Source organism: Mesorhizobium sp. M2A.F.Ca.ET.039.01.1.1 (assembly GCF_003998035.1).
Taxonomy (GTDB): domain Bacteria; phylum Pseudomonadota; class Alphaproteobacteria; order Rhizobiales; family Rhizobiaceae; genus Mesorhizobium.
The window spans coordinates 22770-33615 of sequence record NZ_RZRY01000009.1 but is presented as its reverse complement, the minus strand read 5'-3'; the positions used below and the strand labels follow the sequence as shown (position 1 = coordinate 33615).

At 62.2% G+C, this 10846-nt stretch carries 13 protein-coding genes; 2 read left to right on the top strand and 11 right to left on the bottom strand.

Going from position 1 to position 10846, the window contains the following annotated elements; all coding sequences use genetic code 11:
* Together EOA24_RS42355 and EOA24_RS02175 are read left to right on the top strand one after the other, a co-directional pair.
* The coding region (locus EOA24_RS42355; protein ID WP_210213576.1) for a hypothetical protein at positions 1–357 on the top strand (357 nt) is incomplete at its 5' end.
* Between the two features lie 178 nt (positions 358–535).
* Positions 536–973, top strand: a complete 438-nt coding sequence (locus EOA24_RS02175) for a MucR family transcriptional regulator (RefSeq protein WP_127409544.1) — start codon at positions 536–538, stop codon at positions 971–973.
* An 82-nt stretch (positions 974–1055) separates the two neighbouring features.
* Here EOA24_RS02175 and EOA24_RS02170 read toward each other — a convergent pair whose 3' ends face one another.
* Genes EOA24_RS02170 through EOA24_RS02120 form a run of 11 tightly spaced genes read right to left on the bottom strand, consistent with a single transcriptional unit; the run spans position 1056 to position 10818 of the window.
* Entirely contained in the window at positions 1056–1337 is a 282-nt protein-coding gene (locus EOA24_RS02170; RefSeq protein ID WP_127409543.1) for a DUF2274 domain-containing protein, read from the bottom strand.
* Between the two features lie 12 nt (positions 1338–1349).
* A complete protein-coding gene (locus tag EOA24_RS02165; RefSeq protein WP_127409542.1) occupies positions 1350–2564 on the bottom strand; it encodes a TrbI/VirB10 family protein in 1215 nt (404 codons plus the stop codon).
* Between the two features lie 11 nt (positions 2565–2575).
* Entirely contained in the window at positions 2576–3604 is a 1029-nt protein-coding gene (gene trbG / locus EOA24_RS02160; RefSeq protein WP_127409541.1) for a P-type conjugative transfer protein TrbG, read from the bottom strand.
* Positions 3594–4325, bottom strand: coding sequence for a conjugal transfer protein TrbF (trbF, locus tag EOA24_RS02155; RefSeq protein ID WP_127409540.1), 732 nt, complete (start codon positions 4323–4325; stop codon positions 3594–3596). Before trbF ends, trbG begins: the two co-directional genes overlap by 11 nt.
* Positions 4326–5648: a P-type conjugative transfer protein TrbL gene (gene trbL / locus EOA24_RS02150; RefSeq protein ID WP_127409539.1), complete on the bottom strand. Its 1323-nt coding sequence runs from the start codon at positions 5646–5648 to the stop codon at positions 4326–4328.
* Between the two features lie 33 nt (positions 5649–5681).
* A complete protein-coding gene (gene trbJ / locus EOA24_RS02145) occupies positions 5682–6407 on the bottom strand; it encodes a P-type conjugative transfer protein TrbJ (RefSeq protein ID WP_127409538.1) in 726 nt (241 codons plus the stop codon).
* Entirely contained in the window at positions 6404–8854 is a 2451-nt protein-coding gene (gene trbE / locus EOA24_RS02140; protein WP_127409537.1) for a conjugal transfer protein TrbE, read from the bottom strand. The genes trbJ and trbE overlap by 4 nt, the downstream gene beginning before the upstream one ends.
* Positions 8848–9120: a VirB3 family type IV secretion system protein gene (locus tag EOA24_RS02135; RefSeq protein ID WP_127409536.1), complete on the bottom strand. Its 273-nt coding sequence runs from the start codon at positions 9118–9120 to the stop codon at positions 8848–8850. Before EOA24_RS02135 ends, trbE begins: the two co-directional genes overlap by 7 nt.
* Positions 9120–9428: a TrbC/VirB2 family protein gene (locus tag EOA24_RS02130; RefSeq protein WP_127409535.1), complete on the bottom strand. Its 309-nt coding sequence runs from the start codon at positions 9426–9428 to the stop codon at positions 9120–9122. The genes EOA24_RS02135 and EOA24_RS02130 overlap by 1 nt, the downstream gene beginning before the upstream one ends.
* Before the next feature lie 11 nt (positions 9429–9439).
* Positions 9440–10408: a P-type conjugative transfer ATPase TrbB gene (trbB, locus tag EOA24_RS02125; protein WP_127409534.1), complete on the bottom strand. Its 969-nt coding sequence runs from the start codon at positions 10406–10408 to the stop codon at positions 9440–9442.
* Positions 10405–10818 (bottom strand): CopG family transcriptional regulator, encoded by a 414-nt coding sequence (locus tag EOA24_RS02120; RefSeq protein ID WP_127409533.1) that lies wholly within the window; start codon positions 10816–10818, stop codon positions 10405–10407. The genes trbB and EOA24_RS02120 overlap by 4 nt, the downstream gene beginning before the upstream one ends.
* Positions 10819–10846 lie beyond the last annotated feature (28 nt).

Genomic DNA, 10846 nt, shown 5'->3' with positions numbered 1-10846 from the left:
TATTTAGGCATTTCTTATATTTGTTTGCAACCGGAACCGTTACGAGCGGATGAAGCGCCGGTGCTGGAGCGGTCTCCGCTGTTCCAGGAATTCCGGGCGTGGGACGCTAGATACTCCAGATTGTGTCATGCCGAAGTATGCGATGATGCAGCACTGGGCTCGCTTGGCGGGAATTCCCGGCGGCTGCTACATGGCCAGCGCCGCGCCGACGGCACGTACCTCGGGCGTGCCGCGAGCTTTGCCGGCGTCAGAGCGGGAAATCTTGCTATTTCTTGGTGGGATTTTACAAAAGTTGGTCCAACTCCCCTCACCATCAAAACAAGAACGCCATGTCGGATGGCGGCACATACAACTTGAGCAACGATGCGGTGGCGCCGCCTTCACCACATCCAAGACTGCCGTGTGCAGAAGAGTCTGACGAAACAAAAAAGCGCAGCGATGGTCTAGAACTAAAGCCATTATCGGGCCATCACATTGGTTGCACATCTGGGGGATGGGCTATATGAATGTTGATTTTCGAGCTGGGAGGAGGCCGATGTCTGAAGAAGCCAATAATCTGATCGAACTTACTGCGGATATCGTCTCCGCCTATGTCCAGAACAACGCTGTTCCAGTGTCTGGATTGCCCGATTTGATTGCCAGTGTGAACTCGGCACTGTCTAATATTGGCCAGGCAACTCCAGTTGAAGCGCCCGTCCAGAAGCCCGCAGTTAACCCAAAAAGGTCGGTGTTCCCGGACTACATTATCAGCCTCGAAGACGGTCAGAAATACAAGTCGCTTAAGCGCCATCTGGCGACCCGACACGGGATGACGCCCGATGAATACCGGGCGAAGTGGGCACTGGCCAAGGACTATCCCATGGTCGCCCCGAACTATTCGGCGACCCGATCAGCGCTGGCAAAGTCGTTGGGCTTGGGAAGGAAGGCCGCTCCGCCCAAGAGACCCGCCTCAAAGCGGAAAGCCAGAGCCTGATTTGTAAACCCCGGGGATGCAATCGCGGGGTTGAAGGCTGCGCGAGCAGAAGAGCTTGTCTGTCCCAAGAACGGCACCCGCGCTATGCATTGTCCGGTGTTGAAGCTGATTGCCGTCCCGGTTTCTCCGACGTGCTGGCTGCGGCGGAAAGGCCATCCTTTCTGGCTTTGGCAAACGCCCGGTCGCCTTCCAGAAACCCTGCCAACATGAACGGGATCAGCTCGGCGACGGTCTCAGACTCACCATACGCCCGCCGGTAAAGCGCCGCGTAGTCCTGGAGCGCTTGGCTCAGGTCCGCGCTAACTGTGATAGTGATCTTGGAAGGTGTCCGGTCTGGAAGCTTTCCGAGTTTCAAATTGGCCATGATTACTCCTGTTCAGCCCTGGTACGGCCGCAGCACGAGATCCTTGTGTACGATCACCCGCAAAGGCCAACCAGGGCGGACGGTGATTGTCGGCTGAATATTGAGATTCTTTTCCGTGATGCGCTGGCCGGCCTGATTGACGTTCTGCTGAGTGGATTGCCGGATCGCCTTGACTAGATCGCTTTCGTTTTCACCAAAACTCAACTCGGTGCCGACACCCAGCAATGTGGCCAGCGCAACGCCCTTGATCAGCTGCCAGGTGTGGAAATCCACCTTGTCTTCAAGCCCCGCATAGCCGGCAGTGTCCGTGGCGGACAGGTTGTCGATTTCAATCGAGGAACCGTCGGGCAGGATTATTCGCTGCCAGACGAGCAGCGCGCGTTTTTGGCCAAAAGCGACGACGCTGTCATAGGTGCCGATCAGGCGCGAGCCCTGCGGGATCAGCAAGATGCTGCCGGTGACGGTGTCGTGCACATCCTCAGTGACCTGCGCGACGACAAGGCCGGGCAAATCCGAATTGATCCCTGTGATGAGGCTGGCGGCGATCACGCTGCCGGCCATGAGTTGATAAGGCGAAGCCGGGGTCTGCAGCGCATGCGGATTGTAGATCCCGTTTGTGTCCCGCTGGCTCACAAAATCCAGCTTGCGCTGCTGGTTGTTCTGGTCGCCCTCGGCTGGTGCAATAGAAGCTGACGTGCGGGAGGCACCAGCTTCCGGAAGTGCCTCAAATGGCTGCTGGGCGCCCTGCCCCTTGCCCGTGGCATCCGTCTGCTTCGGGCGATTGTCGATCCGGAACATGACTTGCGACTCGCGTGCCTCGATTGCCTGCTGGGCGAGCCGCTGCTCCTCCGCGGAAACCTCCCGCCCCGGCGCGATGCCGAGTTGGCGCTGCCGGTCAAGGATTGGGCGGCCTAGGTCGCCCGGCAGTGGTGGCCCAAGCACGGGCGCCTTTGGCTTGACCGCGGAATAGTCCTTGGGGAGGCTGTCGAGCCCCTCGGCGGTTGGCTTGCGCGCGGTGTTATAGCGGTCTTCCGTCAAGTCCTGGATGCGCAGAGCTGGGGCCCTCAGCGCGATCATGGTGACGCCGAATATTGCGCCAGATCCGACTGCGGCGATCGCGATGATCACGCCGCGCCTAAATCGGACGGCGCGTCGCGGCGATGCTCGTAACTGCAGTTGCTCGGGATCAAGCTTCGGCGGAGCGGCGGAATGGGACGTGTCAGTCATGAGCGATCCCCTCACCTGCCGAGACCAGAAAACAGCGAAATCCGCCGCGGCGGTTGCCGCCCGTCAGTGCGGGTGATGCGCACCACCTGCTGTTGCTTCGAGCCAAGCCGCAGTTCGGCAGCGGCAAAGAGACGATCTACGATGTAATAGTTGCCGCGCATGCGGTAGTTGACGAGCTGGTTGCTACCGTCGGCTCCGACGATGAAGAGCGGCGGCGCCTCGCCCTGGTCGATGCGACGCGGGAATTCGATGTAGACCTTGCTGCCGTCGTCGAAGGCACGCATCGGTCTCCAGGGCGGTGTGTCGCCGGTGATCGAATAGCGGAAGCGAATGTTCTCGAGCGCCACATTCGACGCGACCGGCATGACAGCCTCGGCTTGGGCATTGCGCTGCCGCAACGCGATGATCTGGTCCTCGCTATAGGTCCATGAGATGGCCGCCATTGCGGTCTTGTCAGTGCTTTGAAGCTGCAGGTGATACGTCCGCCGTTCGGTGGTGATCACCAGGTTGGTGCTAAGCCCCGGCGCGAAGGGCTTGACCAGCACATGCGTGCGCTGATTGTCTCCGGTGCCGCTGACAGTGTCGCCAATGACCCAGCGCACCGTGTCGCCGGCCGACACTGACGTCAGCTTTTCACCGGGCTGCAGAGCGATATCGGTGACGCGCTCCGGCGCGGCATAGAGCTGATAAAGCGCGCCTTCGGCGAAGGGATAGACCTGAACCGCATTGACATAGCCGTATTTGGTGGGCTGCTGAGTTGCCGCCTTGTTGGCGTCCGCGACACGTTCTTCGGGGGAACGTTTATCCTCGACGACCTTGCCTGGATCAGGCTGCAACTGACCGGGCAAAGGCAGCGGCTTTGGCACCTCGACGATCCTCACCGGCTTCTCCGGCGACCTCTCGATTGCCGCTGCTTTGAAGTCGACCGTGTCATAGGAAATCTCAGGCGGCGGCACCGGCTTCGATGCGCAGGCCGAGAGGACGGCTGCCGACGCAGAGAGGATTAGCACGGTGCGGAGCGATGGGGCTCTATTTGTCATTGGCGGGCTCCTTCGGGGAAACAGATGCAGGTGCTGCGCTGTCGAGTTCGCGCGACCAGTCGATGGCGTTGATGAAGACGCCGAGCGGGTTGTTGCGCAGCTGATCGGTATTGCTTGGCGGCCGGATCACGACGGTGAGGATCGCGGTCCAGCGCGTCGTGCTGGCGAGGCTGCCGCGCTCAAAAACCTGCTCGGTCCATTTGACCTGGAACGAGCTGTCGGAAGCCCTGACCACGCTGGTCACCTGCACCGACACGCTGCGCGTGCCGATCTGACCGAAGGGGTCGTTCGCCTTGGCATACTCGTTGAGGAAGAGCGCCGCACGATCGGTGGCAAAGTCGTAGGCCGCCAACCAGTTCTGCCGTACCAGCACTGGGTCGGTTGAGATGGAACGGACATTTTGGATGAAGCGGCCGAGATGCCAGGCGATCTGGGCATCGGAAGGTTGATAATCCTGGATTGCCGGCGCAACGGCGCGCGCCTCACCGAAGCGGTCGACCTCGACGACGTAAGGTACGACACGGCTCTGCATCGACTGCCAAACAAGGCCGCCGGAGAGCCCGGTCGCCAAAGCGAGGCAGCCAAGCGCCATCAGCCGCCAATTCCTGGCCTGTACCCGTGATGTGCCGATACGCTCATCCCAGAGCTGGCCGGCCTTCTGATACGGCGTGACCGGCTCGGGCGTCTTGCCGTAGCGTTGAACAGGTCGCTTGAAGAGCATTTAGTCGTCCTTGTCGTTGAGAGAGGGATTGGCGCTGCCGCCCGGCCTGTCACCGTCGCGGACAGCCTGCATGGCGGCGTGGCGATGAGCACGAGAGGTCTGCTCGGAACGCATGCGTCTCGCCCAGTTGGGCGCGGTATCAGGGGCAGAACCGGCCTGACCTCCGGGCATTGACGCGGTCGGCGCACCGCCGGTCGCGGTCCATGCAGCTTCGCGTCCGGCGTTGGCGCTAGGCCTGAAGCTTCCCGCAGCAGATCCTGCTGCTCGCATCACGGCGCCGCCGGCAGCACTTGCCACGCCCTGCATTCCAGCAGCCACACCGGACAGGCCGGCGTCGGACGAGGTCGCACGTCCCAGCTGCCAGGCCGAGGAAGCGGCCGAACCCATGGCGGTGCCGGCTCGGACGGCGGCAAGCCCGCCGACGGTTGCCATGCGCGCGCCGGCAAAGGCGGCTCCCCCGGCAACGAGCGTCGATCCGGCAGCCGCCGCCGTGGTGCCCAGTGCTGCGCCCGCGCCAAGCTGCGGCGCGCCGGAGACAAGACCCGAGGCGATCCCAGGACCAAAAATGCCGAGCCCGAGAAGCGCCAGCGCGCCAAGCACCTGCGACATGGCCGCCGCCAGGTCGGGGTCCTTGCCTTGCAGTGCGGAAGCGAACTCGCCGAACAGCGTAGAGCCGATGCCCACGATGACGGCGAGCACCATCACCTTTATGCCGGACGAGATCACATTGCCGAGCACGCGCTCGGCCAGAAAAGCCGATCGGTTCCATAGCGCGAAGGGCACCAGAACGAAACCGGCCAGCGTGGTGAGCTTGAACTCCAGGATGGTGATGAAGAGCTGGATCGAAAGAATGAAGAAGGCGATGATGACCAGGAACCAGGCCACGAGCAGCACAAAGATTGTGAGCGCATTCCCAAAGATTTCCGGGAAGCCAAGAAGCTGGCTCGCTTGATCGAGCAGTGGCCACGCGCCCTGGAAACCGGTCGCGGCGATGCGGCCCGGGTGCAGCAGATTGTCGGCGGACAGATTGCCGGAGGACGCGTTGATGCCGAGGCCGGCAAAGGATCGATAGATGATGTCAGCTAGGTTCTTGAAATTGTTCAGGATGAAAGCGAAGACGCCGACATAGAGGACCTTGCGGATGAGGCGGCCGAGAATGTTGGACTCGCCGCCGAATGCCCAGGCGAGGCCTGCCAGCGTTATGTCGATGCCAATTAGAGTCGTAGTAAGGAAGGCGACGTCGCCCGAAAGCAGACCGAACCCGCTATCGATATAGCGGATAAAAGTCTCCATGAAGCGATCGATGACGCCAAGGTCATTCATGCCGCCGCCTTCCTTATGTTGAAGTGCTAGTGATCAATTGCCGGGATAAGCGGTGCCGGTGCCCAGGAAGCGTTTTGTCGTCTGACGGGCGGCTTCCTCGGACTGTGCCTTGCGCGCCGCATCTTGAGCCTCGGCCCGGAACTGCGTCGCCAACAGCGTCTGGATCTGCATCTGCTGCTTGGTCGACAGCGCGATCAACTGGTTGGTCGCTTGGCTTGCCTCAAGCGCACCAGCCGCGCCCTGACTGCGATTGACGAGGTCGGCAAGCAGGTCGCCGTCGCCGCGGACATTTTCCACGATCTGCGACTGGACACCCATGGTCTGGCGGAACGCCTGCATGGCATCCTGCCAACGCTCGCGTGCGGCGGTGGCCACATCGCTAACCTTGATCGCGGCGTCGTAGCTTTCCGGATATTGCTGGCGCCACTGGTCCTGAAGCTTGCCGAGATCAAAGCTCAGACCGCTTGCCTGGTCTATCAAACCGTCGATCCGCTGGAGCGAACCGGTAAGCTGGCCGACGGAAGAGAAATCCAGGTTCTGAAGGTTGCGCGCCATGTTCTGCAGCATGGTCGCCTGGTTCTGCAGCGACTGGATCTGGTTGTTGATCTGCTCCAATGCGCGCGCCGCCGAGAGCACGTTCTGCGTGTAGTTCGACGGATCGAAAACGATCAGGGCGTAAGCCGGCCGCACATAGTCGGCCAGCGGTTTTGCGATCAGTGAAAGAGTGATCAAGCCGGAGAGAAAACGGCGCCGCATCATGACGATTGCTCCATGTCTGGTTGGGGAAATTGCCGGAGAAGCTCGGCGGCCCAATCGAGTCCGCGCGCACTGAGAAATCGGGAGGCAAAACTCTCCTGCCTGTCGTCGGACAGGACGCTGTCGATGAGAGCTTGCGTGGCCGGATCTGATGCACCGCAAAGTGCAAGCGCGATCGGGCCAAGGCCGAGCTCGAAGAGACGGTTGCCGCGCCGCGACTGCAGATAGTACTGCCGCTTTGGCGTAGCGCGGGCGACCAGCTCGATCTGGCGTTCGTTGAGGCCGAACTGCTCGTAAGCGGCTCGCGCCTGCGGTTCCACGGCACGATCGTTGGGGAGAAAAATCCGTTGTGGGCAGCTCTCGATGATTGCCGGCGCGATCGCCGAGCTCGCGATGTCGGCAAGCGACTGGGTGGCGAAGATGACCGACACGTTCTTCTTGCGCAGCACCTTCAGCCATTCGCGGATGCGGGCAGCAAAGAGCGGATTGTCGAGATAGACCCAGGCCTCGTCGAGCATAAGCAGTGTCGGCCGCCCATCGAAGCGCTCCTCGAGACGATGGAAGAGATAGGTGAGCACCGGCAGCACAGCGGCTTGGCTGTGCATCAGCTCCTCGGTCTCGAAACACTGGACATCCGACAGGGCCAGCCGATCGTCATCAGCATCGAGCAGCCGGCCGAAGGGGCCGTCCAGCGTGTAGGGCATCAATGCGGACTTCAGCGCATTGGACTGAAGCAGGACCAACAGGCCGGTCAGTGTGCGTTCCTGCGCCGGCGCGGTGGCAAGGCTGGTCAGTGCCGACCAGATTGCCTCCTTCACCTCAGGCGTGACGGTGACGTTCTCATGCGCGATGAGGGCGGCGATCCATTCGGCCGCCCAGCTCCGGGTGGCTTGGTCGTCGATGTTGCGCAGCGGTTGGAACGAAAGCGCCCCGTCGGCACCCAGTGCGTGGTGCTCTCCACCCATGGCGAGTGTTGCCGCGCGGGCCGAATTGCCTTTGTCGAAGACATAGATCTGGGCGCCAGCATAGCGTCGGAACTGCAGGGCGATCAGCGCGAGCAGCACCGACTTGCCGGCACCGGTTGGACCGACGATCAACATGTGGCCGACGTCGTCGACATGGGTGGAAAGCCGGAACGGAGTCGACCCACTGGTTTCGGCGAAGAGAAGCGGCGGAGCCTCTTGCCGGGTAACTTTCGCGAGATGCTTGTTTTCCGACGGGCCGGCCCAAACTGACGATATCGGCATCAGATGGGCAAGGTTCAGCGTATGAACGAGCGGCTGACGAACGTTGGCATAGACATGACCGGGCAACGAGCCGATCCAAGCCTCGACCGCGTTGACGCTTTCGCGGATGGTGGTGAAGCCGAGTCCGTTGACGATCCGCTCGACCGCGCGAAGTTTCTCGGCGGCGGCTTGGCGGTCCTCGTCCCATACCGTCACGGTAGTGGTGAGATAACCGAAGCCGACGTGGTCGCCACCCAACGTCTGAAGGGCTTCGTCGGCATCCAGCGCCTTGTTGTCGGCGTCGCTGTCAACCAGCGGCGCGGGTTCGTTGCTTACAACCTCGCGCAGGATTGCGACGATCGATTTGCGCTTGGCAAACCACTGCCGGCGCAACCGCGTCAAAGTCTTGGTCGCTTCCGTCTTGTCGAGGGGAATGAAGCGCGTCATCCAGCGATACGCGAAATCCTGGTAATTGAGCGCGTCGAGGATTCCGGGGCGGGTGAGGTTCGGGAACCCGAGAATGGTGAGCGTGCGGAGATGCTGTTCGCCCAGCATCGGTTCCAGCCCGTCTGTAAGTGGCGCATCGACCAGAATGCCGTCGAGATAGATCGGCGTCTCCGGCACGGCGACTGGATGGCGACGGGTCGAGATTGTCCCGTGCAGGTAGGTCAGCGTCTCGGCATCGTCGAGCGCGCGCACTTCGGGCATGAAGCCGGACAAGAGATCCAACACGCGGTCAGTCTCGTCACGGAACCGCGCCAACTCCTGGCGCCAGTCTCTTTCGGCTTCTAGTTGATGAGAGTCGACGAGCGCGCTTTCCGCACGGGCCTGGCTGTCCGCTGGCGGCATGAACAGCAATGTCAGATGATACCGGCTCTCGAAATGCGCGACCTTGCCCTCGAAAGCCGCGCGCCGTTCTTCGTCGACCAGCCATGAGGCCGCGTCGCGAAAGCGCGAGGCTGGATAGCCTAGGGCTTCGACGCGTTCAGCCTCGAAGAACAATGCCCAGCCGGAGCCGAGGCGTCTCAGCGCATTGTTGGCCCGCGCACAGATGCCGACGAGTTCGGCTTCCGTCGCGCTTTCGAGATCGGGGCCACGGAACCGCAGCGTCCGCTGAAAGCTGCCGTCCTTGTTGAGCACGATACCCGGCGCGACGAGTGCGGCCCAAGGCAGATGATCGGCAAGTCTGTCGGTCTTTCCGCGGTATTCTGAAAGGTTCAGCATGCCAGCCACCCCCTCAGCCGAAGGTGGCGGACAAGCACACTGGCGAAATCCGGATCGCGGCGAGCGGCAAAGACCGCGAGCGTGTGACCAGCAAGCCAGAGGACCAGCCCGGCAATCCACTGCTGCAAACCAAGGCCTATTGCCGCGGCGACCGTGCCATTGAGGATCGCAACCGCTCGCGGCGCACCACCCAAGAGGATCGGCTCCGTCAATGCCCGGTGGACCGGCACCTCGAAGCCCTCGATATGCTGCTCTCCGGTCGCCATCAGACGAGCGCTCCGCCACCGAAGGAGAAGAAGGAAAGAAAGAAGCTCGATGCTGCGAAGGCGATCGACAGGCCGAACACGATCTGGATCAACCTGCGGAAACCGCCTGCCGTGTCGCCGAAGGCAAGGGTTAAGCCCGTGGTGATGATGATGATCACCGCGACGATCTTTGCGACCGGCCCCTGCACCGACTCCAGGATCTGCTGCAGCGGCTGCTCCCAGGGCATGCCGGAGCCGGCCGCGTAAGCCGGGGCCATAAAACAAAACGCGAGCGCGGTGGATGAAAGAAAGCGAAGCTTCTTGCGCATGGAGTGACCTTTCAAAGCTGCTGGAGTTGCGGAAGCGTGAGCTGGGTGACCGCGTAGTCGCCACTGCCGTCGAGACCGGTGACCTCGGCGATCGCGTCGACACGACGCGAGGATCCGCGCCCGGCGATGAAGACGATCAGATCGATGGCTTCGGCGATAAGCCGGCGCGGAACAGTGACGACGGCTTCCTGGGCGAGCTGTTCGATGCGATAGAGAGCAGAGCGCGCCGAGTTGGCGTGAACGGTGGCGATGCCGCCCGGATGCCCTGTGTTCCAAGCCTTCAGCATATCGAGTGCTTCGGCGCCCCTAACTTCGCCGACGATGATGCGGTCGGGTCGGAGCCGGAGTGTCGAGCGCACGAGATCGGCGAGCGTGACCGAACCCCGCCTCGTCCTCAAGGCTACGCAGTCCTTTGCCGCGCATTGCAGTTCGCGCGTGTCTTCGATCAGGATCACCCGCTCGTCGCATTCGGCGACTTCGGCCAGCAGCGCATTGGCAAGCGTGGTCTTGCCCGACGAGGTGCCGCCGGCGACTAGAATGTTGCGCCGCTCGCGCACCGCCTTCCTGAGCGCATCGGCCTGCAGCGGCTGCATGATCCGGTCGGTGACATAGTTGGCCAGCGTGTAGAGCTTTGCCGCCGGCTTGCGGATCGCAAAGCACGGCGCCAGCACGACCGGCGGCAGCAAACCCTCGAAGCGTTCGCCCGATGGCAGTTCGGCGCTGACAATCGGATTGTCGGCATGCGCCTCGGCTCGCACATGCGAGGCGACCAGGCGGATGATGCGTTCGGCTTCGGAGGGATGCATGGACACGCCGGTGTGGACCCGACCTTCCCCCAGTCTATCGAGCCGCAGCGCCCCGTCGGGATTGACCATCACCTCGATGACCAGCGGATCGGCGAGAGCTTCGGTGATCGCCTGGCCCATGGCGGTGCGCAGCATGGCGCGGCGGCGGTGGTCGGCCTCCGGATGAGAGGTCATCCTTCCTCTCCCACGCCGCTGTCTTTGCCAAGGGAGCGTTTCCCGGACGCGATCTGCCGGCCGACCTGTTCGACGAATTTGTCAAAGCGTTCTTGGGCGATAGCCTGGGTTGCCCGATCCGGGACCGGCGTGTGGGCATGAAGGGTGATCGAAAAACGGATGAAAAGCGCCAGGCTCTCGAGGATCATCTCGGCATCGCGCCTGACGTAAGCGAGGTCGCGGGAAAGACGGTCAAGCCTCACGCCATAGCGGCGGTCGAGCTCGTTCTCGCCGCGCCGCTCGATGAATGCTTCGATCGCCTTCGCCACCACCGCGGATTTAGTGGTCGACGGATCCCGGCTGAGGTGGTCCAGTTTCTCGCTGAGCTCTGGCTCGAGCAGAAACTGATGACGGATGCGGTGGGGCTTCATGCGGCTTGTTCTCGACAGGCCGGCATTG

Coding starts and splice junctions, on each gene's coding strand:
- EOA24_RS02175 (WP_127409544.1), top strand. CDS start 536: ATGTCTGAAGAAGCCAATAATCTGATCGAACTTACTGCGGATATCGTC.
- EOA24_RS02170 (WP_127409543.1), bottom strand. CDS start 1,337: ATGGCCAATTTGAAACTCGGAAAGCTTCCAGACCGGACACCTTCCAAG.
- EOA24_RS02165 (WP_127409542.1), bottom strand. CDS start 2,564: ATGACTGACACGTCCCATTCCGCCGCTCCGCCGAAGCTTGATCCCGAG.
- trbG (WP_127409541.1), bottom strand. CDS start 3,604: ATGACAAATAGAGCCCCATCGCTCCGCACCGTGCTAATCCTCTCTGCG.
- trbF (WP_127409540.1), bottom strand. CDS start 4,325: ATGCTCTTCAAGCGACCTGTTCAACGCTACGGCAAGACGCCCGAGCCG.
- trbL (WP_127409539.1), bottom strand. CDS start 5,648: ATGAATGACCTTGGCGTCATCGATCGCTTCATGGAGACTTTTATCCGC.
- trbJ (WP_127409538.1), bottom strand. CDS start 6,407: ATGATGCGGCGCCGTTTTCTCTCCGGCTTGATCACTCTTTCACTGATC.
- trbE (WP_127409537.1), bottom strand. CDS start 8,854: ATGCTGAACCTTTCAGAATACCGCGGAAAGACCGACAGACTTGCCGAT.
- EOA24_RS02135 (WP_127409536.1), bottom strand. CDS start 9,120: ATGGCGACCGGAGAGCAGCATATCGAGGGCTTCGAGGTGCCGGTCCAC.
- EOA24_RS02130 (WP_127409535.1), bottom strand. CDS start 9,428: ATGCGCAAGAAGCTTCGCTTTCTTTCATCCACCGCGCTCGCGTTTTGT.
- trbB (WP_127409534.1), bottom strand. CDS start 10,408: ATGACCTCTCATCCGGAGGCCGACCACCGCCGCCGCGCCATGCTGCGC.
- EOA24_RS02120 (WP_127409533.1), bottom strand. CDS start 10,818: ATGAAGCCCCACCGCATCCGTCATCAGTTTCTGCTCGAGCCAGAGCTC.